The organism is Rhizorhabdus sp. GW822-FHT03C02, from assembly GCF_058801765.1.
In genome coordinates this window covers 192,462-216,047 of the sequence record NZ_JBXANN010000010.1, presented here as the reverse complement: position 1 = coordinate 216,047, position 23,586 = coordinate 192,462, and the positions used below count along the sequence as shown (strand labels likewise).

23 protein-coding genes and 1 tRNA gene are annotated in these 23,586 nt (G+C 66.6%); 14 read left to right on the top strand and 10 right to left on the bottom strand.

What is annotated here, in order from left to right; genetic code table 11:
- Positions 1-5: 5 nt before the first annotated feature.
- The 3 genes from AC1RM6_RS22510 to leuB all read left to right on the top strand — a co-directional run bounded on the left by AC1RM6_RS22510 (position 6) and on the right by leuB (position 2,891).
- The gene (locus AC1RM6_RS22510; protein ID WP_493105341.1) at positions 6-986 is read left to right on the top strand and encodes a polysaccharide deacetylase family protein; all 981 of its coding nucleotides are present in this window, start codon (positions 6-8) and stop codon (positions 984-986) included.
- Positions 987-1,062: 76 nt separating this feature from the next.
- Entirely contained in the window at positions 1,063-1,794 is a 732-nt protein-coding gene (recO, locus tag AC1RM6_RS22505) for a DNA repair protein RecO (RefSeq protein WP_493105339.1), read from the top strand.
- A gap of 53 nt (positions 1,795-1,847) precedes the next feature.
- Positions 1,848-2,891: a 3-isopropylmalate dehydrogenase gene (gene leuB / locus AC1RM6_RS22500; RefSeq protein WP_493105337.1), complete on the top strand. Its 1,044-nt coding sequence runs from the start codon at positions 1,848-1,850 to the stop codon at positions 2,889-2,891.
- Positions 2,892-2,900: 9 nt separating this feature from the next.
- On the opposite strand, the gene AC1RM6_RS22495 is transcribed toward leuB, so the two are convergent.
- Both AC1RM6_RS22495 and AC1RM6_RS22490 read right to left on the bottom strand, forming a co-directional pair.
- Entirely contained in the window at positions 2,901-3,653 is a 753-nt protein-coding gene (locus AC1RM6_RS22495) for a LytR/AlgR family response regulator transcription factor (protein ID WP_493105335.1), read from the bottom strand.
- Positions 3,643-5,223, bottom strand: coding sequence for a sensor histidine kinase (locus AC1RM6_RS22490; RefSeq protein WP_493105333.1), 1,581 nt, complete (start codon positions 5,221-5,223; stop codon positions 3,643-3,645). Before AC1RM6_RS22490 ends, AC1RM6_RS22495 begins: the two co-directional genes overlap by 11 nt.
- A 293-nt stretch (positions 5,224-5,516) precedes the next feature.
- On the opposite strand from AC1RM6_RS22490, the gene AC1RM6_RS22485 reads away from it, so the two are divergent.
- The 3 genes from AC1RM6_RS22485 to AC1RM6_RS22475 all read left to right on the top strand — a co-directional run bounded on the left by AC1RM6_RS22485 (position 5,517) and on the right by AC1RM6_RS22475 (position 7,494).
- Positions 5,517-5,759, top strand: coding sequence for a hypothetical protein (locus tag AC1RM6_RS22485; protein WP_493105331.1), 243 nt, complete (start codon positions 5,517-5,519; stop codon positions 5,757-5,759).
- 224 nt (positions 5,760-5,983) lie between these two features.
- Positions 5,984-6,532 carry a hypothetical protein gene (locus AC1RM6_RS22480; RefSeq protein WP_493105329.1) on the top strand — a complete coding sequence of 183 codons (549 nt, stop codon included), beginning with the start codon at positions 5,984-5,986 and terminating at the stop codon, positions 6,530-6,532.
- Between the two features lie 98 nt (positions 6,533-6,630).
- Positions 6,631-7,494 (top strand): class I mannose-6-phosphate isomerase, encoded by an 864-nt coding sequence (locus AC1RM6_RS22475; protein WP_493105327.1) that lies wholly within the window; start codon positions 6,631-6,633, stop codon positions 7,492-7,494.
- 10 nt (positions 7,495-7,504) lie between these two features.
- On the opposite strand, the gene AC1RM6_RS22470 is transcribed toward AC1RM6_RS22475, so the two are convergent.
- A complete protein-coding gene (locus AC1RM6_RS22470) occupies positions 7,505-8,149 on the bottom strand; it encodes a TetR/AcrR family transcriptional regulator (RefSeq protein ID WP_493105326.1) in 645 nt (214 codons plus the stop codon).
- Positions 8,150-8,299: 150 nt separating this feature from the next.
- On the opposite strand from AC1RM6_RS22470, the gene AC1RM6_RS22465 reads away from it, so the two are divergent.
- From AC1RM6_RS22465 to AC1RM6_RS22455, 3 genes are read left to right on the top strand one after another with little or no spacing between them, the layout of a single operon-like run.
- Positions 8,300-9,421 (top strand): efflux RND transporter periplasmic adaptor subunit, encoded by a 1,122-nt coding sequence (locus AC1RM6_RS22465; protein ID WP_493105324.1) that lies wholly within the window; start codon positions 8,300-8,302, stop codon positions 9,419-9,421.
- Between the two features lie 7 nt (positions 9,422-9,428).
- The gene (locus AC1RM6_RS22460; protein ID WP_493105322.1) at positions 9,429-12,590 is read left to right on the top strand and encodes a multidrug efflux RND transporter permease subunit; all 3,162 of its coding nucleotides are present in this window, start codon (positions 9,429-9,431) and stop codon (positions 12,588-12,590) included.
- Complete coding sequence (locus AC1RM6_RS22455; protein WP_493105320.1) at positions 12,583-14,013, top strand: efflux transporter outer membrane subunit; 1,431 nt, start codon at positions 12,583-12,585, stop codon at positions 14,011-14,013. The genes AC1RM6_RS22460 and AC1RM6_RS22455 overlap by 8 nt, the downstream gene beginning before the upstream one ends.
- Before the next feature lie 108 nt (positions 14,014-14,121).
- Here AC1RM6_RS22455 and AC1RM6_RS22450 read toward each other — a convergent pair whose 3' ends face one another.
- Positions 14,122-15,396, bottom strand: coding sequence for a M20/M25/M40 family metallo-hydrolase (locus AC1RM6_RS22450; RefSeq protein ID WP_493105319.1), 1,275 nt, complete (start codon positions 15,394-15,396; stop codon positions 14,122-14,124).
- Positions 15,397-15,687: 291 nt separating this feature from the next.
- On the opposite strand from AC1RM6_RS22450, the gene AC1RM6_RS22445 reads away from it, so the two are divergent.
- A complete protein-coding gene (locus AC1RM6_RS22445) occupies positions 15,688-17,007 on the top strand; it encodes a DEAD/DEAH box helicase (protein ID WP_493105317.1) in 1,320 nt (439 codons plus the stop codon).
- 60 nt (positions 17,008-17,067) lie between these two features.
- On the opposite strand, the gene AC1RM6_RS22440 is transcribed toward AC1RM6_RS22445, so the two are convergent.
- The 4 genes from AC1RM6_RS22440 to hslV form a co-directional block, all read right to left on the bottom strand.
- The gene (locus tag AC1RM6_RS22440; RefSeq protein ID WP_493105315.1) at positions 17,068-18,228 is read right to left on the bottom strand and encodes an aminotransferase; all 1,161 of its coding nucleotides are present in this window, start codon (positions 18,226-18,228) and stop codon (positions 17,068-17,070) included.
- A complete protein-coding gene (locus AC1RM6_RS22435) occupies positions 18,225-18,857 on the bottom strand; it encodes a DedA family protein (RefSeq protein ID WP_493105313.1) in 633 nt (210 codons plus the stop codon). Before AC1RM6_RS22435 ends, AC1RM6_RS22440 begins: the two co-directional genes overlap by 4 nt.
- A gap of 81 nt (positions 18,858-18,938) precedes the next feature.
- Entirely contained in the window at positions 18,939-20,240 is a 1,302-nt protein-coding gene (gene hslU / locus AC1RM6_RS22430; RefSeq protein WP_493105311.1) for an ATP-dependent protease ATPase subunit HslU, read from the bottom strand.
- Positions 20,241-20,296: 56 nt separating this feature from the next.
- Complete coding sequence (gene hslV / locus AC1RM6_RS22425; protein WP_493105309.1) at positions 20,297-20,851, bottom strand: ATP-dependent protease subunit HslV; 555 nt, start codon at positions 20,849-20,851, stop codon at positions 20,297-20,299.
- 176 nt (positions 20,852-21,027) lie between these two features.
- Here hslV and AC1RM6_RS22420 point away from each other — a divergent pair, with 176 nt between their 5' ends.
- The 3 genes from AC1RM6_RS22420 to AC1RM6_RS22410 all read left to right on the top strand — a co-directional run bounded on the left by AC1RM6_RS22420 (position 21,028) and on the right by AC1RM6_RS22410 (position 22,147).
- Positions 21,028-21,273: a hypothetical protein gene (locus AC1RM6_RS22420; protein WP_493105307.1), complete on the top strand. Its 246-nt coding sequence runs from the start codon at positions 21,028-21,030 to the stop codon at positions 21,271-21,273.
- 119 nt (positions 21,274-21,392) lie between these two features.
- Positions 21,393-21,788 (top strand): PilZ domain-containing protein, encoded by a 396-nt coding sequence (locus AC1RM6_RS22415; protein WP_493105305.1) that lies wholly within the window; start codon positions 21,393-21,395, stop codon positions 21,786-21,788.
- Between the two features lie 5 nt (positions 21,789-21,793).
- Positions 21,794-22,147 carry a PilZ domain-containing protein gene (locus tag AC1RM6_RS22410; protein WP_493105303.1) on the top strand — a complete coding sequence of 118 codons (354 nt, stop codon included), beginning with the start codon at positions 21,794-21,796 and terminating at the stop codon, positions 22,145-22,147.
- Between the two features lie 99 nt (positions 22,148-22,246).
- Here the strand turns inward: AC1RM6_RS22410 and AC1RM6_RS22405 are convergent, their stop codons facing one another.
- Together AC1RM6_RS22405 and AC1RM6_RS22400 are read right to left on the bottom strand one after the other, a co-directional pair.
- Positions 22,247-22,864: a hypothetical protein gene (locus AC1RM6_RS22405; protein WP_493105302.1), complete on the bottom strand. Its 618-nt coding sequence runs from the start codon at positions 22,862-22,864 to the stop codon at positions 22,247-22,249.
- 158 nt (positions 22,865-23,022) lie between these two features.
- Positions 23,023-23,099: transfer RNA gene (locus AC1RM6_RS22400), tRNA-Pro, on the bottom strand.
- Between the two features lie 140 nt (positions 23,100-23,239).
- On the opposite strand from AC1RM6_RS22400, the gene yajC reads away from it, so the two are divergent.
- Positions 23,240-23,581 (top strand): preprotein translocase subunit YajC, encoded by a 342-nt coding sequence (gene yajC, locus AC1RM6_RS22395; RefSeq protein ID WP_493105300.1) that lies wholly within the window; start codon positions 23,240-23,242, stop codon positions 23,579-23,581.
- The last annotated feature ends 5 nt before the right edge of the window (positions 23,582-23,586 follow it).

Here is a 23,586-nt window from a genome sequence, read left to right as displayed (position 1 = left end):
ATGCCATGTCTTTCATGCCCCCTGCTCTGGAACTGGACGAGGCGATGCCGACCCAGGTCCTGATCACGATCGACACCGAGTTGATGCTCGGCCAGTCGGCGGGGGTCGATGACTGGCGCGCCTCCTATGCGCGTTCCTATGAGGCGGCGGGTGTCGGCATCCCCTATCAGCTGCGCGTGCTTGCCCAATATGCGCTGAAGGCCTGTTTCTTCGTCGATCCGATGCCGGCCTGCGTCCATGGCATCGAACCGATCCGGCGGATGGTCGGGCCGATCCTCGAGGCGGGGCAGGAGGTGCAGCTCCATCTCCACCCGCGCTGGGCCGCGGTCGATGGCGGTACGATGACCGGCGCCTACGAACTCAACGAATATGACGAGGCCAGGCAGCGCGACCTGATCGCCCGCGCCCGCGACCTGCTGATGGAGGCGGGCGTGCCCGAGCCGATTGCGTTCCGCGCGGGCAGCTACGCCGCCGACGATGCGACGCTGCGCGCCGCGGCGTCGCTCGGTTTCGCCTATGACAGCAGCCATAATGGCTGCGAACATCCCTGGCCCAGCAAGATCGGCCTGCCCGCCGGTCAGATCACCCCGATCCGCCATGAGGGGATCACCGAAATCCCGGTGACGCTGATCGACGACGGCGCGGTGCCGCGTCACCTCCAGCTCTGCGCGGTGACGATGGGCGAACTGCGCGCGGCGATCGAACATGCCGAGCGGATGGGGCTGCCGCTGGTCAACATCGTCAGCCACAGTTTCGAACTCGCCAACCGCACCGGCACCGCACCCAACCGGGTCCATGTCCGGCGGTTCGAGCATCTCTGCTCCTTCCTGTCGCGCGAACGTGCGCGCTTCCCGACCGCCTTCTTCGCCGATCTTCACAATCTCGATCTCGACGTGCCGTCACAGTTGCTGCCGACCGCCTCGCTGCGCCGGTTCGGGCGGTTCGTCGAGCAGATGTGGTCCAACCAGGTGGCGGAGAGAAGGTAACCCGCTCGTCGCTCCGGCGGAGGCCGGAGCGACGGCTGGAGGTGACAGCGTCATCGATGGGCGCCATGTTGCAACGGTGCTGATCCGTTCTTCCGCCATCATCTGCTCGGTCCGCCAGCATGCCGAACATGGCGCGATCGTGCGGGCGCTGACGCCGCAGGAGGGGCTGCTCGCCGGCTATGTGCGCGGCGGTCGGTCGCGGCGGCTGCGGCCGGTGCTGATGGCGGGCAATCTGGTCGAGGCCGAATATCGCGCGCGGACCGAGGAGCAGTTGCCGGCGCTGACCGTCGAGCTGACCCACAGCCGGGCGGGGCTGTACGCCGAGCCGTTGCCGGCGGCGGCGATCGAATGGCTGTGCGCGCTGACCGCGAGCGTGCTGCCCGAGCGCCAGTCCTATCCCGAGCTCCACGCGGCGCTCGATGCGGTGTTGTCGGCGATCGAATATGCCCCGGCGGCGAGCGGCTGGGCGGCATCGGCGGTGCGCTACGAGCAGTTGCTGCTCGCCGAGCTCGGCTTCGGCCTCGATCTGTCGGCATGTGTCGTCACCGGCGCCAGGGAGGATCTCGGCTTCGTCAGCCCGAAGAGCGCGGCGGCGGTATCGCGCGGCGCGGCCGGCCCCTATGCCGACCGGTTGCTGCCGCTGCCCGGCTTCCTGCTCGATGGCGGCCCGGCGAACTGGGGCGATATCCTCGACGGATTCCGCCTCACCGGCCATTTCCTCGACCGCGACCTGCTGACCGATCGGCGATCTTCGATCCTCGACGCGCGTGGGCGGCTGATCGACCGGATCAAGCGGCTTATTGCCTAGTCGCGCGCAAGCGGGCATGGCGCGCGCAGCTTTTTCAAAGAGGGATTTCAGCCATGCTCATCGCGCTCCTGCCCGGCGACGGAATCGGTCCGGAGGTCCTCGGCGAAGCGGTGCGCGTGCTCGAGGCGGTCTGCGGCGACCGGCTGTCGTTCGAAACCGCGCCGGTCGGCGGCGCCGCCTACAAGGCCGCCGGCCATCCGCTGCCGCCGGCGACGCTCGATCTGGCGAAGCGCGCCGATGCGATCCTGTTCGGCGCGGTCGGCGATCCCGACTGCGACGGTCTCGATCGGCATCTGCGCCCCGAACAGGCGATCCTGGGCCTGCGCAAGGAATTGTCGCTGTTCGCCAATCTGCGCCCCGCGAAATTGTTTCCCGAACTCGCCGACGCTTCGGCGCTGCGGCCCGAGGTCGCGAGCCAGATCGACATGGTGATCGTCCGCGAACTCAACGGCGACGTCTATTTCGGCGAAAAAGGCATGCGCAAGACGGGCGCGGGCCTGCGCGAAGGCTATGACATCATGTCCTATAACGAGGACGAGGTGCGCCGGATCGCGCGGGTCGGCTTCGAGACCGCGACGGCACGGCGCGGCAAGCTGTGCTCGGTCGACAAGGCCAATGTGCTCGAGACCTCGCAGCTGTGGCGCGACGTCATGATCGAGACCGCGGCGGATTACCCGCAGGTCACGCTCAGCCATATGTATGTCGACAATTGCGCGATGCAGCTGGTGCGCAATCCCGGCCAGTTCGACGTGATCGTCACCGGCAATCTGTTCGGCGACATCCTGTCGGACCAGGCGAGCATGTGCGTCGGCTCGATCGGCATGCTGCCGTCGGCCTCGCTCGATTCGAACCAGAAGGGGCTTTACGAGCCGATCCATGGTTCGGCGCCCGACATTGCCGGGCAGGGCAAGTCCAATCCGCTGGCGACGATCCTGTCGGCGGCGATGATGCTGCGCTATTCGCTCGGCATGGCGGCCGAGGCGGACCGGATCGAGGCTGCCGTCGCCACGGCGCTGGCGAGCGGCGTGCGCTCGGCAGACCTCGGCGGAACGGTGTCGACCAGCGCTATGGGCGACGCGGTGCTTGCTGCGCTCTGACGTCCGCTTTCATCGCCCCATCAACTGGCGCGCCGCCGGGAGATAGGTGCGGCCGATGCGGATGCGTTCGCCGTCGGCCATCACCGCGTGCCACACCCCCATGCCGTCATGGCTGAGCTTTTCGATGCGGTCGCGGCGGACGATCGTCGAGCGGTGGAGACGGACGAACTGGCTCGAATCGAGCCGGCGTTCGAGTTCGGTGATCGTCTGGTGGAGCAGGAAGCTGCGCGTGCCGATGTGCAGTCGCATATAATCGCGCTCGGCCTCGATCCGGTCGATGTCCTGGACGGCGATGCGGACCATCTCCGAGCGGTGCGGTACCCAGAATTCCTGGGCAAAATCCGATGCCGGCGCCTGTTCGGGCGGTGCCCGGCGGCGCTCGATCACCCGCGCGACCGCGCGGCCGAGCCGGTCCTGCGACACCGGCTTGAGGACATAGTCGGTCGCCGACAAATCGAACGCGGTCACCGCATATTGATCGAAGGCGGTGCAGAAGATGATCGCCGGCTTGCGGTCGAGCTTCTCGATCGCCCGGGCGACGCCGATCCCGTCAAGCCCGGGCATCGCGATGTCGAGCAGCAGCATCTCGGGTTCGAGCGCGTCGATCAGGCGGAGTGCGGCCTCGCCGTCGGATGCGGTGCCGACCAGATCGATCTGCGGTTCGCGCGCACATAATATCTGCAAGCGCTCGATCGCGAGCGGTTCGTCGTCGACGACGAGGGTGCGGATGGGTGATTCAGGGTTTCGAGTTTCAGGCGCCATTCCGGATCAGTGGCATGAAAAGCGTTACGCCGAAACCACCATTGGGCAGCAGGCCATAGCGGCAGGCGGCGTCGTCGCCGAAGCGCGCCTTGAGCCGGTCAGTGACGTTCTTGAGGCCGACGCCGGTGCCCTTGAGCTTGCCGTCGTCGTCCATCGCGTCGCCGTCGTCCTCGACGGTGAGCACGAGTCCGTGCGAGTCCTCGCGCGCACCGATGAAGATGTGGACCGGCCGCTTCGATCGCGACACGCCATATTTGATCGCATTCTCGACCAGCGGCTGCAGGATCAGGCAGGGCACGCAGGCGTTGCTCAGCGACGGCGGGATCGAGATGTCGACCTTCATCCGCTCGGGAAAGCGCACCGCCTCGATGTCGAGATAGAGCCGCTGGAGCCGGATCTCCTCGGACAGTCGCACATCCTCCTTGGGATCGGCGGTCAGGCTGGTGCGAAAGAAGGTCGAGAGGTTGAGGATCATCCGCTCGGCCTCTTCGGGCCTCTCCTTGAGGACCAGCGTCGACAGCGAATTGAGCGTGTTGAACAGGAAATGCGGATTGACCTGATAGCGCAGTGCCCGAAGTTCGGCATCGCGCGCGGCGGCGCGATAGCCCGCGGACTCGCGCTCGACCGCGCGGACGGCCGCCGCATAGGACAAAGCGAGGAACAGCGCCCCCCAGGCCCCGAAGAAGAAATAGCCGTTGAGCGCCTGGTCGGCGATCTGCTCGAACACCGACTTGCCGTCATCCTCCTCATGGACCGGCATCGCCGATCCAGCCCGCACGACGACGCGCGGGGCGGGGTCGCCGACCGAAATCGACGGGATTTCGATCGGGGTGATCGGTGGCACCGGCGCGGCGCGGGGGGCGGGGGTCGGGGCCGCGACCGGTGCGGCGGGCGCCGCCGGAGAGGCCGGGGTGGCCGGTTTCGTGCTGCCGGGGCGCGGCGGCACCGGGATGCCGCCCATGAGCTCGTCGAGATCGATCTTGATGCCATGGCGACGGGCCTCGGCGACCGCCGCGCGCGCCTCGGCCATGCCACGCTGATACTCCTCCCAGCCTTCGCGCTCGGAGGCCTCGGCATCGTCGCGGTCGGTCTGGGTCCGCGCCTTCTGGGCATCGCGCCGCGCGGCGGCGGCATCGTTCTGCGCCTTTTCGGCCGCGCGCCGTGCCGATTCGGCCTGGCGGATGGCGGCGCGCTGCGCCTCGGTCGCCTCGCGGGCCTGCTCGGTCGCGCGGCGGATCGCCTCACGCGCGACGGCGAGCGCGGCTTTGGCCTGTGCGCGTGCGGCGTCGGCGGCCTGGTTGTCGATGATCGCCTGCTTCTGGCGATATTCCTCGCTCTTGGCGGCGTACATCTTGTCGGTCACCTGGCGCATCGCGATCCAGTTGATCGACGAATAGGCGACCGCCGCCGGGATCGCGAGCAGCGCGACCGCGGTGACGTTGATCGCAAGCGACCTGCCCGCCAAGGGGCGCATGGCGAGATAGACGATATAGGTCGCGAGCATCGACCCCACCGCGACGAGGGCACGCGCGGCGAGCATGTCGGCCTGGTGCTCGCCTCCGATCAGCATCCATCTGACCGTCGCAATCGCGAAATAGGTAAGCCAGAAACACACGATCGAAAGCAAGGCGACCCGCGGACTGACCGTAGCTCCGCGCGGGCCGGAAATGTCTAATGTCATGGGTGTAAATATAGGCACGACATGGTTTCACGTCGCCTGCAATCGGTTGGCGTTGGTCGAACACGCTTTGCCGTTCATCGAAAGTTCAGCTTCCGCGCCCCTGTCGCAACCGATCGCATCCCGGAACAGGCTGTCGCCGCCGTTCGTTGATCCCGGACGAGACAATAAGCGGAGTAGGAGCGATGACCACCGATTCGACGACCCGGGCGACACCGCATATCCGGACCGCCCATGACGCGACCGATGACGACAAGCTGGCGTCGAACCCGAAAAACGAGGATGCCAAGCTCGACGTGGCGCTCGATGAAAGTTTTCCGACATCGGACGCGCCGGCCAATACCCAGCCCGGCAAGGGTCAGGACCCGGCACCGTCGTCGGGCTATGACGAAGAGGCCGAAAAGGCGCGCATGGACAGCAAAGAGTAATCTTGTCAGTGCTTTGGGGTGATGTTGGGGCGTTGTCGAAAGGCGGCGCCCCAAAACTTATCCACCAAAAAATAGCGCCGATGCAACTTTTCGCCGCACCGCTTGTTGCAACGCAGCAAGAAACATGCTCCGTTCATTAACGGAAGCCTCACAAGGGCTTAAGCGTCTGTAAAGCATAAGAGGCGCATCGTCCTTCCAAGGCTTCCTCAAAGGGGGGTGTTGGTATGGGTTCGTACAGCAAACCTGCAGATGGCGCGATGACGCTGGCGGAAATGAAAGAGTTCGCCAGTTTCCCGGCCGCCACGCAACGATATGTCCGCCGATCGCTCGATATCGGCCTGGGGCGCGAGGATGCGCTGGCGCGCTGGTCGCGCGACGTCGTCGAAAGCGCGAGCATCATGGCGCAGGCGCGGATCTACAGCCGCCTCGACCATGTCCGGTGCATGGTGCCCGATGACAGCGGTCTCGATGCGGTCGAGCCGTTCATGGCCCCGCTCATCACTCTTTCGGCCTTCGATCTCGGTCAGGACCGGCTCAACAGTTTCGGCGCCTATCGCTTCCTCTACGAGCGGCTGATCGGCGCGAATGTGCGGCCCTGGCTGCCGGGCGCCTTCTGTGCCGCGGCGGCGCTTCCCCACCTCCATCCCGAAAAGCGGCGGGTGCTGTTGCAGTCGATCAGCGAAGCCGCCGCCACCGCGCCGGGTTGGTCGAACCGCGAGCCGGCCTTCTTCCCCGAATGGGTCGACAAGGTCGAAGTCCGCCTGCCCAACTGAGCCGAACACTCCCGGTCGGCCTTTTCCCGAAACGTTCGGGACGTTACGGAACTGCGAGGTTCGTCGTTCGTCTCCACGACGATCCTGGGAGAAGCAGCTTGCCCATCGTCCGGCTCCATACCCATCGCGTGACCAAGCCCTGGGGGCGGCATGATCTGGCGCCGCTGTTCCCCGACCAGCCGCAGGATGCGGAGCCCGTCGGCGAAATCTGGTTCGAGGACCAGTCGGCCGAACGCGAACTTCTGATCAAATATCTGTTCACCAGCGAGCGGCTGTCGGTGCAGGTCCATCCCGACGATGCCCAGGCGCAGGCGCGCGGCTATCCGCGCGGCAAGGACGAGGCCTGGGTCGTGTTGGCTGCCGAGCCGCATTCGACGATCGCGCTGGGCCTCAAGCACGACATGGATCCCGCGGTGGTCCGCGCCGGCGCGCTCGACGGTTCGATCGAGGGCATGCTTTTCTGGAAACCGGTCGAGGCCGGCGAGGTGATCTATTCGCCGGCGGGGACGATCCATGCGATCGGCGCCGGGTTGCGGGTGATCGAGATCCAGCAGAATCTCGATCTCACCTATCGTTTCTACGACTATGGATCGCCGCGCGAACTCCATCTCGACGACGCGATGGCGGTGTCGCATTTCGGCCCGTTCGAGGGTGGGCCGCCGCCGCGCCAACTCGACGCCGGTCGTACGATCCTGTCGGAAAAGGTCGCCTTCGTTCTCGAACGCTGGACGATGCAGGGCGATTTCGCGCTATCGTCGGGTGACAGGCCGATCTGGCTGCTGCCCGTCGAGGGGGCGATCGATGCCGATGGCGAGCGGATCGAACTGGGCAATGCGGTGATCGCCGAGGGTGAGACCCAGGTGCGGATCGAACCCGGCAGCCTGATCTATGTCGCCTATGCCGGCGCTGACATCATCGCCGACCTGGTCAAGGTCTCCGTCGATCCGGTTGCCGCCGCCTGAGCCGGCGGTGTCAGGCCAACTGATAATGATGGACGAACATCGATACGGCGGCGGTCGCCATCGCGCTCTGGTCGCACGGGTCGACCCCCTTGGCGGCATGGCGTAGCGGGCGGTGGATCAGCATGCCGATCAGCAGGTCGGCGGCGATCTCGGGGCGGTCGATCTTCGCCTTGCCCTGCTCGTTCCAGCGCCGGAAAAGATCGATCAGCATCGCGTCGAACGGCAGGTTTGTCGATTCGTCGAGCAATCTGGCGATCTGCGGGTTGCGCATGCTTTCGGCCATCAGGATCCGCAAGATGCCGATCCGGTCGGGCCGGAACATGTCGGTCTGAAGGATGCGGACCAGCATCGCCAGCAATTCGCGCGGGCTGCTGCTGGTATCTCCGCACAGCGCCTGCGCGGCCACCATTCGGTCGCGATGATTCTCGCCGACCACCGCGACCAATATGCCTTCCTTGCTCGCGAACAGGTCGTAGAGGGTCGACAGCGATCCCCCCGATTCGCGGACGATCTCGCTGACGCTGACCGCGTCATAGCCGCGTTCGAGGAACAATTTGCGCGCCGCCGCCAGGATCGCGGTGCGACGGCGCTCGCGCCGGTCGCTGCCGCCCGGCTGGGCTTCGGTTGCAGGACTTGCCAGGACGGTGCCGGTCATATAGCTCTCCCCAATCGGCCGCCGTTGCCCGGCGATCTTGATCCCATCATGCCGTAATGTATCATACATTACACCGCTTGTATAGAGTGGTGGTGATCGTCGATCATGGTTACTAGGCCTTCCCGGATAATCGAACAGGCAAAGGGCCCCATGAAGCGTCAGCACAGCCTCACCCTGGCGATCGGCCTTGCCCTGGCGGCGTCGGGATGCGGGAAGCAGCAGCCGCCCGCGCCGCCGCCGCCCGAGGTCGAGATCATCACCGTCCAGACCGGCGACGTGCCGATGGTCGCCGAACTGCCGGCGCGGGTGCAGGCCTATCGCACCGCAGAGGTGCGTGCGCGCGTCGACGGCATCGTCCAGCGCCGGCTCTATGCCGAAGGCACCGACGTCAAGCCCGGCAGCGCTCTGTTCCAGATCGATCCCGCCCAGAACCGTGCGGCCTATGCCAGCGCGCTGGCGTCGCTGCGCCGCGCCGAGGCCGCGGCGACCAACGCCCGGCAGGTGGTCGGGCGCTATCAGCCGCTGGTCAAGGAACAGGCGATCAGCGGCCAGGAATATGACGCCGCGGTCTCGACCCAGAGCCAGGGCCAGGCCGACGTCGCGTCGGCCAAGGCCGCGGTCGACCGGGCGAAGCTCGATCTGGATTATACGACGGTGACCGCGCCGATCGCCGGCCGTGCCGGACGTGCGCAGGTGACCGAAGGCGCGCTGGTGTCGGCCGGATCGGCGACGCTGATGACGACGATCGAGCAGCTCGATCCGATCTACGTCAATTTCTCGCAGTCGAGCAGCGAACTGATCAAGCTTCGCCGCGAGATCGCCGAAGGCAAGGTCCGCGACGTGCAGATCAGCCGCGCGAAGGTGAGCCTGTTCCTCGAGGACGGCACGCCCTACGGCCAGGCCGGCTATCTCGATTTCTTCGACCTCGCGGTCGACGAGTCGACCGGCACGGTGTCGCTGCGCGCCGAGATCCCCAACCATCAGCGGATATTGCTGCCCGGCCAGTTCGTGCGGGCGCGGATCATCGCCGGCATCAAGACCGACGGCATCATGGTGCCGGCGCGGGCGGTGCAGGTGACCCCGCAGGGCGCGACGGTGCTGACCGTCGACGCCAAGAATATCGTCGCCGCCACCACGGTGAAGCTCGGCGCGATGCAGGACGGCAAGTGGATCATCGAATCGGGGCTGAAGGCCGGCGACCGGGTGATCGTCGAGGGCGTGCAGAAGGCGCGGCCCGGACAGCCGGTCAGCATCGCCGGCCGCAAGAAATAGGCCGGGCATGATCTCCCGCTTCTTCATCGATCGCCCGGTCTTCGCCTGGGTGATCGCGCTCGGCATCGCGCTGGCCGGGGTGATGGCGCTCAGGGTGCTGCCGGTCGAGCAATATCCCAGCGTCGCCCCGCCATCGATCCAGGTCACGGCGACCTATCCGGGCGCCGATGCACAGACGGTCGAATCGAACGTCACCCAGCCGATCGAGCAGGAGCTCAACGGGGTCGCCGGCTTCCTCTACATGTCGTCGTCGAGCCTCTCGAACGGCCAGGCATCGATCCAGATCACCTTCAAGGCGGGCACCGACGTCGACATCGCCGAGGTCGAGTTGCAGAACCGGCTGCGCCGGGTCGAGCAGCGCCTGCCCGAGGAGGTTCGCCGCCAGGGCATCCAGGTCAACAAGTCGAGCGGCGCCTTTCTCGGCATCGTCGCGATGGTGTCGCGCAGCGGCAAGACCCAGCCGCTCGAACTCGGCCAGATCGCCAATTCGCAGGTGATCGACGAACTGCGCCGGCTGCCCGGCGTGTCCGACGTGCGGCTGTTCGGGTCCGAATATTCGATGCGGGTCTGGCTCGACCCCGACAAGCTGGCGAGCTTCAAATTGTCGCCGGCCGAGGCGCTGGCGGCGGTGCAGGAGCAGAACAGCCAGACCGCTGGTGGCCAGCTCGGCGACCAGCCGATCGCCGGCAACGCCGAACTCAACGCGACGATCATCACCCAGAACCGCTTCTCGCGCGCCGAGCAGTTCGCCGACATCATCCTGCGCGCCAATCCCGACGGATCGACGGTGCGGCTGCGCGACGTCGCCCGGGTCGAGCTGGGCGCCGCCAACTACATCAGCGGCAACCTGCTCAACGACAAGCCGATGGTCGGCATGGCGATCATCCCGACCCCCGACGCCAATGCGTTGCAGACGGTCGCGGCGGTCGGCGCGCGGATGAAGGAACTCGAGACGAGCCTGCCGCCCGACGTCGCCTGGTCGATCCCGTTCGACAGCACCCCGTTCATCAAGGCGTCGATCCACGAGGTCGTGGTGACGTTGGTCGAGGCGATGATCCTCGTCTTCCTGGTGATGTATCTGTTCCTGCAGAACTGGCGGGCCACGCTGATCCCGTCGGTGGTGGTGCCGATCGCACTGGCCGGCGCCAGCCTGGGGCTGTGGATCGCGGGCTTCTCGATCAACGTGCTGTCGCTGTTCGGCATGGTGCTGGCGATCGGCATCCTCGTCGACGATGCGATCGTCGTGATCGAGAATGTCGAGCGCATCATGGCGGAAGAGAAATTGCCGCCGCGCGAGGCGACGATCAAGGCGATGGGGCAGATCACCGGTGCGATCATCGGCATCACCCTGGTGCTGATCGCGGTGTTCGTGCCGATGGCGTTCTTCCCCGGATCGACCGGCGGCATCTATCGCCAGTTCTCGATCACCCTGGTGGTGTCGATCGCCTTCTCGGCGCTGCTCGCGCTGTCGCTGACCCCGGCGCTGTGCGCGGCGATGCTCAAGCCGCATGACGAGGAAAAGCCGAAGAAGCGGCTGGTGCCCTGGCTCGACCGTTTCTTCGCGGGGTTCGACCGGCTGTTCGGCAAGGCGACCGGCCATTATGTCGGCTATGTCGGGCGGATGCTGAAGGCGCCGCTGCGCTGGCTGGGGATCTTCGCGCTGCTCGTCGCGCTGGCGGCGCTGCTCTACTCGCGGATGCCCGGCAGCTTCCTGCCCTCCGAAGACCAGGGCTATGTCGCGACGATCGTCCAGGCGCCGCCCGGGGCGACGATGCAGCGCACCGACGAGGCGACCCAGCAGGCGATGGCGTTCTTCCGCGCCCAGCCGCAGACCAAGTCGATGGTGGTGCTGCGCGGTTTCAGCTTCTTCGGTGCCGGTCAGAGCGCCGCGCAGATCTTCACGACGATGCATCCCTGGGACGAGCGCAAGGGCGTCGCCAACAGCGCCGACACGCTGGTCGGCAAGGCGATGAAGACGCTGATGGGGGTCAAGCAGGCGATGATCTTCACGATCAACCCGCCGCCGATCCGCGAGCTCGGCAATGCCAGCGGCTTCTCGTTCAAGCTCGAGGATCGCGGCGGCAAGGGGCAGGAGGCGCTCACCGCCGCGCGCAACCAGCTGCTCGGCCTGGCATCGCAAAGCCCGGTGCTCGCAGGCGTGCGTCCCGAAGGCATGGAACCCGCGCCGCAGCTCCATGTCGATATCGACCGGGTCAAGGCGCGCGCGCTCGGCCTGACGATCGCCGACGTCAACTCGACCCTCGCGATCGCGTTCGGATCGGGTTACGCCAACGACTTCAACTTCAACGGCCGGGTGCTCAGGGTGCTGCTCCAGGCCGATGCACCCTATCGGATGACCCCGGCCGACGTGCTCAACCTGCGGGTGCGCAACGACCAGAACCAGATGGTGCCGTTCGGCGCCTTCACCACCGCCGAATGGACCTCGGGCCCGCCCCAGCTCCAGCGCTATAACGGCTATTCGGCGGCGACGATCTCGGGGACGCCCGCGCCCGGCCATTCGACGGGCGAGGCGATGGCCGAGATGGAGCAGCTGGCGGGCCAGCTCCCGGCGGGCTTCAGCCATGAATGGACCGGGATCTCGTTCGAGGAGCGCCAGTCGGCGGGGCAGGTCGGGTTGCTGCTCGGCCTGTCGATGATCGTCGTCTTCCTGCTGCTCGCCGCGCTCTACGAAAGCTGGACGGTGCCGGTCTCGGTGCTGCTGGTGGTGCCGCTGGGCATGCTCGGCGCGGTGCTGCTGTCGACGCTGCGCGGCATGTCGGCCGACGTCTATTTCCAGGTCGGGCTGATCACGATCATCGGCCTGTCGGCGAAGAACGCGATCCTGATCGTCGAATTCGCGATCGAGCAGGAGGCCGAGGGCAAGTCGCTGGTCGATGCGACGCTGGCCGCGGTGCGGCTGCGGCTGCGGCCGATCATCATGACCTCGCTCGCCTTCATCCTCGGCATGCTGCCGCTGTTCATCGCGACCGGTGCCGGCGCCGCCAGCCGTCGCGCGGTCGGTACCGGGGTGATGGGCGGGATGATCGCGGCGACCCTGCTCGGGATATTCTTCGTGCCGATCTTCTATCTGGCGGTCCGCCGCTGGCTGACCCGCAAGCCGCCGCATGCGGTCGCGGCGCACCCCGAGGGGGAGGCCGATCATGATTAAGCGCTGGTCGATGGTTCCGGCGCTGCTGCTCGCCGGCTGTTCGCTGGCGCCCGCGCACCGCGCCGGGCCCCTGCCGACGCCCGAGGGTTTTCCGGCCGATTATCTGGTCGGGCCCGACAATCGTCGGGCGGCCGATCTCGGCTGGCACGACTATTTCACCGATCCGCGGCTGCAGCGGCTGATCCAGCTCGCGCTCGACAATAATCGCGACCTGCGGGTCGCGGTCGCGCGGATCGACGAGGCGCGCGGCCAATATCAGGTCCAGGGCGCCGACCGCTTCCCGACCCTCGACGGCAGCGGCAGCTATACCAAAAGCCGGACCCCGATCTCGACCGTTACCCAGGGGGGCGGCGCGGGCGCGACCGGCGGCTTCACCAGCGAGAGCTATCGGATCGGCGCGGGGGTCACCGCGTTCGAGCTCGATTTCTGGGGGCGGGTCCGCAACCTCACCGCCGCCGCGCGCGCCGATTATCTGTCGACCGTCGCCGGCGAGCGCGCGTTCCGGCTGTCGCTGATCCGCGACGTCGCGATCAACTATCTCAAGGCGCGCGAATTGTTCGAGCGGATCGCGATCGCCGAATCGACGGTGTCGAGCCGCCAGGAGGGGCTGCGGATCGCCCGCAAGCGGCTCGATGCCGGGGTGACCTCGGCGCTCGACTATCGCCAGAGCGAGACGCTGCTGACCCAGGCCGAGACCGAGCTGGCGAGCCTCAGGCTGCAGCGCGCGCAGGTGCGCAACTTCACCTATGTGCTGGTCGGCCATGCGGTGCCCGACGACCTGCCCGAGGCGCTGCCGATGGTCGACCAGGGGATCGTCCGCGATATCGGTCCGGGCTTGCCGTCCGACCTGCTCGCCAACCGCCCCGACATCGTCGCCGCCGAGGAGGATCTGCGCGCCGCCGAGGCCAATATCGGCGTCGCCCGCGCGGCCTTCTTCCCGCAGATCAGCCTGACCGGCAGCTATGGCTTCGCCTCGACCGAACTCGACGGGCTGGTCGGCAAGGATAATCGTTCGTGGAGCTTCGGCTCGTCGATCACCCTGCCGATCTTCGACTGGGGGCGCCGCAGCGGCGACCTGAAGACCGCCAAGGCCCGCGCCGAGATCGCGCTCGCCACCTATGAGAAAGCGATCCAGACCGCCTTCCGCGAAGTCTCGGATGCGCTGGCGGGCAAGCGCTTCCTCGCCGAGCAGACCGTCGCCCAGGAACGCGCGCTGACCGCGCAGCGCAAGCTCGCCTCGCTGGCGCGGCTGCGCTACCAGAATGGCGTCGCCCAATATATCGAGGTGCTCGATGCCGAGCGCAATTTGTTCGATGCCGAACAGGCGATGGTCTCGCTGCGCTCGTCCGAATTCCAGAACCTGATCAACCTGTATGTCGCGCTGGGCGGCGGACTGGGCAAGCCCGAGCCTTTGCGGAAATAGGGCGTCGCGTTCGTTCAGAACGCCCAATGTCCAACCGTTCGTGTCGAGCGTAGTCGAGACACATCGCGCGGTGTCTCGACTACGCTCGACACGAACGGTTGCGATGGGTCATTTCCCCCGCGGCTCCGCGCTCAGTCGCGACATCAGGATCGCCGCACGCTTCGCCTGGCGCGGGATCGAGGCGAGGTCGACGGTTTCGCCGGGGGCATGGTCGCCGGTGCTGGCGGTGCCGAGGCCGACATAGCCGTCGACATCTTTGGCGACGAAGCTGATGTCGCCGGCACCGCGCTTGAGCGGATCGAGCGGCGGCATCGCCGGAAGGCCGAGGTCGCGGTTGACGATGTTGAGCGCGTCGAGGATCGCCATGCCGCCCGGGGTCGGCGCCATCGCCGGATAGCCGTCGCGCGGAAAGTCGATCTCGGCGCTGGTGCCGGGGAGATGCTCGGCGACGATCGCCTTCATCTTCGCGCGCACCCGGCTGGTCTGCTCGTCGGACAAGGTGCGCATGTCGCCGCGCGCCTCGGCGATCGGCGGGATGATGTTGCCCTTGCCGGTGGCGGTCGCGCGGATGCCCTGGGCGTCGGTCTGCTCGGTCGCGCCGCCGGCGATCAGGCCGATATTATAGGTGAGGTTGGTCTCGGGCAGCTCCTTGCGGAAGCGGTCGAGGATGCGCACCAGCTCGTAGATCGCGCCATAGCCGACATTGCCCGAGAAGATGCCGCTCGAATGGCCGGTCTTGCCGTGCGCGGTGACGATCCAGCTCGACGACGAGCGCCGTGCGACCGAGCCCATGTCGCGACCGTCCTCGCGCGCCAGCCCCTCATAGTCGAGCGCGACGTCGGCGCGCTTGCCGGCGGCGATCAGGTCGGCGCGCGCGATCGCCACCGGATCGCCGACATTCTCCTCGTCGCCGGTCAGCACGATCTCGATATCGGCCTTGGCGAGCGTGCCGGCGGCCTTCATCGCGCGCAGCGCCGACAGCATCACCGCCATCCCGCCCTTGTCGTCGCTGGCGCCCGGCCCCTCGGCCTTTTCGCCGTCCTTGAGCGTCCAGCTCTGGAATGGGCTGTCGGCCTCGAACACGGTGTCGAGATGGCCGATCAGCAACAGCCGCTTGCCCTTGCCGCTGCCCTTGTGGACCGCGACGATATGGCCCGCGCGACCGGCGGCCTGCATCGGCACCCATTTCACCTGGAACCCGAGCGGCTCGAGCTCGGCGCGCATCATCGCGCCGACCCTGGTCACCCCGTCGAGATTCATCGATCCCGAATTCTGGTTCACCAGCCGTTCGAGCAGGCCGATCGTGCGTCCCTTTTCGGCGTCGACGGTGGCGACCATATTGCGCTCTGCGGGGGAGAGTGCGGCGATCGCCGGTACTGACATCGTTGAAAATAAGCCGCAAAGCAGGATTTTCCGCACATAATCGGCCTTCATGACGCCTCCGGCTTGTATTCGAAGCGATCATGGGGCATATGCTGCAGCGCGTCGATGCCGTTTTGCGGGATTGGCCTTAGAGCAGCGTGATCTCCTGGCCGTTCCAATGGCCAGGCCGGCTCGGGCCCATAAAGACGCAAACCAGGCTTAGGCTTCCCAATTCACGCGGGTCGTCATGTGAACCCGCTGTCACATGGACCCTCCGTTCGTGTGCCCGCAATTTTTTGCGAAAGATCATCTGTGACCAAATTTTCCGAACTCGGTCTTATCGAGCCCCTGCAGCGCGCGCTGGCCGCCAAGGGCTATGACATTCCTACCCCCATCCAGGCGCAGGCCATCCCGGCGCTGCTCGACGGCCGCGACCTGTGCGGCATCGCCCAGACCGGCACCGGCAAGACCGCGGCGTTCGCGCTGCCCTCGCTCAACTATCTCGCCGAGAACCTCAAGCACACCCCGCCGCAGGGTTGCCGCATGCTCGTGCTGGCGCCGACCCGCGAACTCGCCAGCCAGATCGCCGAGAGCTTCGAGCAATATGGCAAGTTCCTGCGCCTGTCGGTGATGACGGTGTTCGGCGGCGTGCCGATCAACCGGCAGATCCGCCAGCTCCAGCGCGGCGTCGACATCCTCGTCGCGACCCCGGGCCGCCTGCTCGACCTGATCGACCAGCGCGCGCTCAGCCTGAAGTTCGTCGAGATCTTCGTGCTCGACGAAGCCGACCAGATGCTCGACCTCGGCTTCATCCATGCGCTCAAGCGCATCGATCAGCTGCTGCCGAAGAAGCGCCAGTCGCTGTTCTTCTCGGCGACGATGCCCAAGACGATCGCCGAACTCGGCGACCGCTTCCTGAGCGATCCGATCAAGGTCTCGGTCGCGCCGCAGTCGACCACCGCCGAGCGGGTCGAGCAGTTCGCGACCTTCTGCAACGCGACCGAGAAGACCGCGCTGCTGATCATGAAGATCCGTTCGGAGCCGATCGACCGTGCGCTGGTGTTCAGCCGCACCAAGCATGGCGCCGACCGGGTCGTGAAGCATCTGCGCGCCGCCGGCATCGCCGCCGAGGCGATCCACGGCAACAAGAGCCAGCCGCAGCGCGAGCGCACCCTGCTCGGCTTCCGCCAGGGCGAGGTGAAGATCCTCGTCGCGACCGACATCGCCGCGCGCGGCATCGACGTCGGCGGGGTCAGCCATGTCTTCAACTACGAACTGCCCAACGTCGCCGAGCAATATGTCCACCGCATCGGCCGCACCGCGCGCGCTGGCGCGACCGGCATCGCGATCGCCTTCGTCGCGGACGACGAGCGTCCCTATCTCAAGTCGATCGAGAAGCTCACCAAGGTGAAGCTCGAGATCCAGCCGCTTCCGGAGAATTTCCTCGCCGAGAAGGCGAAGATGCCGAAGCCGCCGGTTTCGACCAACGAGGGCCAGGGCCGCGGCGGCGATCGCCGCCGTCACGACGGCGGTGGCGCCGAGCGCACCGGCGAGCAGAAGCGCCGCTTCAGCCGCCCCAAGGGTGCGCCCGGCGCACACAAGGGCGCGGTCCGCAAGTTCGGCGCGCGCTAAAAGTCGATTGAAAGTCGATATCGAAACGCCATCCCAGCCTTGCTGGGGTGGCGTTTTTCTTTAAATGAGCCGCTGTCGCATCCGCGTCAGTCGCTCGACCGCCATGTCGAGGGTCGCGTCGTCCTTGGTGTAGCAGAGCCGCACCAGCGTCCGGATCGGGTCCTCGGCATAGAAGGCCGACATCGGGATCGTGACCACCCCACCACCGTCGGCGCGCGCCATCCGCTCGGCGAAGGCGACATCGTCGAGCGCGATGCCCGAGGCGGGCAGGTCGATCGTCACGAACCAGGTCGCCTGTGCGGGCAGCACGACATAGCCGGCGGCGCGCAGCCCATCGATCAGCCGCGCGCGCTGGGCGGCGAAGCCGTCGCGCATCGCCACGAACCAACCGGCCTCCTTGGCCAGTCCCTCGGCCACCGCCCATTGCAGATTGGGCGGGGTGGTGAAGGTCAGGAACTGGTGCACCTTGGCGAGCTGCCGCGCGAGCGGCGCCGCGGCGATCAGCCAGCCGACCTTCCAGCCGGTCAGCGCGAAGATCTTGCCCGCCGAACCGATCTTGATCGTCCGCTCGCGCATGCCCGGCAGCGCGATCAGCGGGATATGGTCGCGGTCGAAGCGGACATGCTCCCAGACCTCGTCGCACAGCGCGATCGCGTCATGGGCGATGCAGCGTTCGGCGATGCGTTCGAGCGTCGCGCGATCATACATCGTGCCCGTCGGATTGACCGGATTGTTGAGGATGACGAGCCGGGTCTTCGGCCCGAACGCGGCATCGAGCGCTTGCGGGGCGATCGTCCAGTCGGGCGGGTCGAGTCGCAGCAGCCGGGCGACGCCGCCGGCGCGTTCGACCATCGGCAGATAGGCGTCGTAGAGCGGCTGGATCAGCACGACCTCGTCGCCGGGCGAGACGATGCCGAGAATCGCCGCGGCGATCGCCTCGGTCGCCCCCGAGGTAACGATAACCTCCGACGCGCCGTCGAGGTCGAGCCCCTGGTCCTGCGCATAATGCGCGGCGATCGCCTGACGCAGTTCGGGCAGGCCGGCCATCGGCGGATATTGGTTGGAGCGGGTCAGCAGCGCATCGGCGGCGGCGCGGCGGACATCCTCGGGGCCGGGCGCATCGGGGAAGCCCTGGCCCAGGTTGATCGCGCCGGTCTCGCGGGCGAGCGCCGACATCGCTTCGAAGATGGTGGTCGGCAGCCGCGCGTAGACCGGGTTCATGCGTTCTTCTTGAAGCTCTTCAGCCGGTGCCAGACGAACCAGGCACCGCCGACGACGATCACCAGCGCAATCACCACCTCGAGGCTCTTCATGATCTCGTGCAGCCGCGGATCGGTCGCCCAGCGATCGCCGAGCTTCATTCCCGCCCAGGTCAGCACGAAGCAGAACGGCCAGGAGCCGAGGAAGGTGTAGAGGTGGAAGCGCCACAGCGGCATGCGCGCCACCCCGGCCGGGAAGGCGATGAACGAGCGGACCGCCGGCAGCATCCGGCACAGCAGAACGGTCAGATCGCCCCAGCGCACGAAGAAACGCTCGGCGCGATCGAGGTCGCTATGGCTCATCAGCACATATTTGCCCCAGCGGTCGACGAACGAGCGGCCGCCGCGCTTGCCGAGCTCATAGGCGGCGATCGATCCGATGTTGCAGCCGATCGCGCCCGCGGTCGTCGCCAGATAGAGGTCGAACCGCCCGGTCGAGACCAGATAGCCCGAAAAGGGCATGATGATCTCGGACGGCAGCGGGATGCAGGCGCTTTCGATCGCCATCAGCGCGACGATGCCGAGATAGCCGCTGCGCGAGATGACCGCGATGATGAAGACCGCCAGTGCGGACAGGATAGCGTGGAGCATGATCCCGCCATAGGCACAGAGGGTGGCGGCTGTCGATGGCCGTTGGCCGCCATCCCGACGAAGCGGGATGGCGGCGGGATATTACAGCACGTACTTGCTGAGATCGGTGTCGCGGGCGACCTCGCTGAGCTGGCCGGTGACATAGGCCTGGTCGATCGTCACGGTGACGCCGTTCATGTCCTCGGCGCCGAAGCTGACATCCTCGAGCAGCTTCTCCATCACCGTCGACAGCCGGCGCGCGCCGATATTCTCGAGCTGGGCGTTCACCTCGGCAGCGATCCTGGCGATCGCCGCGATGCCGTCGTCGGTAAAGGCGATCTCGACACCCTCGGTCGCGATCAGCGCACGATATTGCTCGGTCAGGCTGGCGCGGGTGTCGGAGAGGATCCGAATAAAGTCCTCTTCGGTCAGCGCCTTGAGCTCGACCCGGATCGGCAGGCGGCCCTGGAGTTCGGGCAGCAGGTCCGATGGCTTGGCGACATGGAAGGCGCCGCTGGCGATGAACAGGATATGGTCGGTCTTGAGCGGACCATATTTGGTCGCGACCGTCGTCCCCTCGATCAGCGGCAGCAGGTCGCGCTGGACGCCTTCGCGCGACACCGATCCGCCGCGCACGTCGGACACCGCGATCTTGTCGATCTCGTCGAGGAAGACGATGCCGTTCTGCTCGGCGTCCTGGAGCGCGATCCGGCTGACCTCGTCCTGGTCGAGCCGTTTGTCGGCCTCTTCGTCGACCAGCTTGGTCCAGGCCGCGCGCACCGTCATCTTGCGGCGCTTGGCCTTGCCCTGGCCGAACGCCTTGCCCATCATGTCGCCGAGGTTGATCATGCCGACCTGGCCGCCCATGCCGGGGACCTCGAACGGCATGCCGCCCGAATCCTCGACCTCGATCTCGATCTCCTTGTCGTCGAGCTGATGCTCCTCGAAGCGCTGGCGAAAGGAGAGGCGGGTCGCCTCGCTGGCGTCCTTGCCGACCAGCGCGTCGAGCAGCCGCGCCATCGCCGCTTCCTCGGCCTTGTCCTTGACCGCGGCGCGGCGGCGCTCCTTTTCGAGTCGCACCGCCTCCTCGACGAGGTCGCGGGCGATCTGTTCGACGTCGCGGCCGACATAGCCGACCTCAGTGAACTTGGTCGCCTCGACCTTGACGAAGGGCGCGTCGGCGAGCTTGGCCAGCCGCCGGCTGATCTCGGTCTTGCCGCAGCCGGTGGGCCCGATCATCAGGATGTTCTTCGGCGTGACTTCGTCGCGCAGATTTTCGGGCAGGCGCTGCCGGCGCCAGCGATTGCGCAGCGCGACCGCGACCGCGCGCTTGGCGTCGGCCTGGCCGACGATATGCGCGTCGAGCGCCGCGACGATCGCCTTGGGAGTCAGATTCTCGTTCATTCTCTGTCCTGGAAACGCGGCGCGATCGCGCCGCGAGGGGCTGAAATATCAGTCTATCAGTCGACGGCCGAATCGAGGGTTTCGATCGTCAGATTGCCGTTGGTGAACACGCACAGATCGGCGGCGATCGCCATGGCCTTGCGGCACAGCGTCTCGGCGTCATTCTCATAGTCGACCAGCGCGCGCGCGGCCGACAGCGCGAAATTGCCGCCCGATCCGATCGCGGCGACGCCATTGACCGGTTCGAGCACGTCGCCATTGCCGGTGAGGATCAGGGTGACGTCCTTGTCGGCGACGATCATCATCGCCTCGAGGTTGCGCAGATATTTGTCGGTCCGCCAGTCCTTGGCGAGTTCGACCGCGGCGCGCAGCAACTGCCCGCCATGCTGTTCGAGCTTGCGTTCGAGCCGGTCGAACAGGGTGAAGGCGTCGGCGGTCGCGCCGGCGAAGCCGCCGATCACCGATCCGTCACCGAGCCGCCGCACCTTGCGCGCGTTGGGCTTCATCACCGTATTGCCCATCGATACCTGTCCGTCGCCGACGACGACGACCTTGCCGCCCTTGCGCACCGACAGGATCGTGGTGCCGTGCCATTTTGGAAGTTCGCTCATACTGGTCCCGTTGCTTTGCGAACCGGATATGGGGAGCGGCTCCAGCGCTTGCAATCGGCCGGAACGATGTCGCTTTTCCGGACAGCGGCGCCCTCATGCAATCGTTGCCCTATGCGAAATATTTAACCAGAATGTCACAATGTAAGCGCGCCGATTCGTGGGGGATGGGACGCAGGATGACGACCAACGACAGAGCATGGCTGGATGACTGGCGGCCGGGGGCCACCGATCATTATGTCTGGGCGCTGCAGCGCGTCCCTGGCGTGCGTCTCGACGATCACCTCGCCGATCCCTGGGGCAAGGCGGCGCCGCCTTTCTGGATGACGGCGCCGTCGGTGCGGATCGTCCAGATCGTCGACAAGCGCGACGACGGCGCCTGGTTGCCATCGCGTTCGCTGGGGGGCGATACCGGCTGGTGCTGAAACCCGCCCATCGACGGGCGGCAAATGGTTTAAGCGGCGTTAGCCACCAATCCTAACCCGTCGCACACGCCGCAGCCGCTATCCGTCGCTCACAGGATTGCGAGTAGCGGAGCGTTTGGATGATCAGCCTCGATGGATTCGGCATCGGCAGCTATGACGAGCGCGAAGAGCCGCGCCACGATGTCCAGTTCAAGGGGCGGCTGATCCCGTCGCCACGGCTGTCGTTCGACAGCCTGTTGTCCGACGACGAATCGGTCAGCGGGGTCACCATCACCAACATCTCGCAGGATGGTCTCGCGACCCGCGGCAATGCCGATCTGGTCGCCGGATCGATCGTGCGGTTCGAGGTGCCGCTGATCGGCTGGCGCGACGCCGAGGTACGCTGGATCGATGGCGAGCGCTGCGGCTGCCGCTTCCTCGAACCGCTGACCCATGACGAGCTGCATGCTGCGATCGTCGGCAGCCCGGTGTTCAAGGCGGGCTGTCCGCCGTTCGTTTCGCAGATGGCAGGGTGAGCAATATGCTGAGCAGTCTCTTCAGGTCGCGGTCGCAGCCGATGCCGCCATCGTTCCGCGCGGCGCCGGTCCCGGCCGATGCGAACAAGCGCCGCGACCGCCGCTGGACGGTCGCGCTCGATGCGATGATGGTGATCGACGGAGCGCTGACCCCGGTCCATGTGCTCGATCTGTCGCTGCAGGGCGCGCTCGCGCACAGCGGCGTCGGAGCGCCGTCGAACAGCCTGGTGTTCGTCCACTGGCGGGGATTCGAAACGCTGGCGCGGGTCGTCTGGGCGCGGGGCGGCCGCTTCGGCCTCAAATTCCAGACCCCGCTGACCCCCGCGCAGCTCAACGGGATCGTCACCGCGCACGCCTGAGCCGACGGGAAAATGCGGCGCCGAATCAGTACGGCGCCGCCGATTCGATATCGGCATGGCGGGCGATTCGTATGAATCTCCCACCATGCCGGGTAACGGTCAGTGCGCGGACGGAGTCGGCGCGCTGGTCTGGATCACGGTCGCCGTGACAGGAGCCGGTGCGGCGGCGGGCTGCACCGTCGCACTGCCGTCCGGCAGTGCGACCGCCAGCTGCTCGCGCGTATAACCCTTATATTCGGTGCCCTGCGTGATTACCGCGCTACGCCCGGTCACGAAGGCGCCGAACGGCCCAACGGCGACCACCGCGCCGACGGCCGCACCGGTATTGCCCTGGCCCTCGACGCGATAATGGCCCGAGATCGGGATGTGCCGACCGCCCAGTTCGATCTCGGTCAGATCGAACTCCATCTTGGCCGATTTGCCGAACGCGCCCTTGCCGGTGCGATAGCTGATCTGTCCCCATCCGCGGGTGCCGCGCGGAATGACGATATAATTGCCGAGCATGACGTCGCGCGCGACCGACAGCTCGAACTTCTGGCCTTCCTTGACGCTCTTCGAATTCACCTCGCGGTTGGTCGACAGCAGCAATTCGGTATTGCTCGGCAGCAAATTGCCGCTCGGCGGTGCGACCGCGGTGACCGGGACCTGCGCGACGGCAGGCACGCATAGCGTCGTGGCGAGCGCAGCCGCGCCCGTCGCAAAAATCCGGATATTCATCTTTACCCCCTCGTGAAGAACGAAGATCCCCATCTTCGTTCGCGACAAGCATGGGCATTTCGCACGCCGGGTCAATCGAGGTTGGTCCGGAATGGATGCATCTCTGCGGTATGGGACAGACGCAAAAAAGCCGGGTCATTTCTGACCCGGCTTTTGCTTGGTCGGGGCGACAGGATTCGAACCTGCGACCCCTTGACCCCCAGTCAAGTGCGCTACCAGGCTGCGCCACGCCCCGTCCAAGGCTGCGCGCTTTAGGCGGCGATTCTCCGCTTGGCAAGCGCCCGGTTGCGCCTTGCCCCACGAACGTGATAGGCGGCGCGCCACTTCGAGGCCGCCTGTGCGGCCCGCATCCATTTCCGGGGACACCGCCAAATCATGTTCGCTTCACCGGCTTTCGCACAGGCTACGGGCGCCACCGCCGACGGCAGCGGCATGGCGATGATCATGCAGTTCGCACCGCTGATCTTCATCTTCGTGATCTTTTATTTTCTGCTCATCCGCCCGCAGCAGAAGCGCGCCAACGATCATCGCAAGACGGTCGACGCGGTCAAGAAGGGCGACACCGTCGTCACCGGCGGCGGGCTGATCGGCAAGGTGACCCGGGTCGACGAGACCGAGGTCGAGGTCGAGATCGCCCCGAACGTGCGGGTCAAGGTGGTGAAGGCGACGCTCTCCGACGTCCGCACCGCCGGCTCGACCAAGCCCGCGAACGACTGATCGCA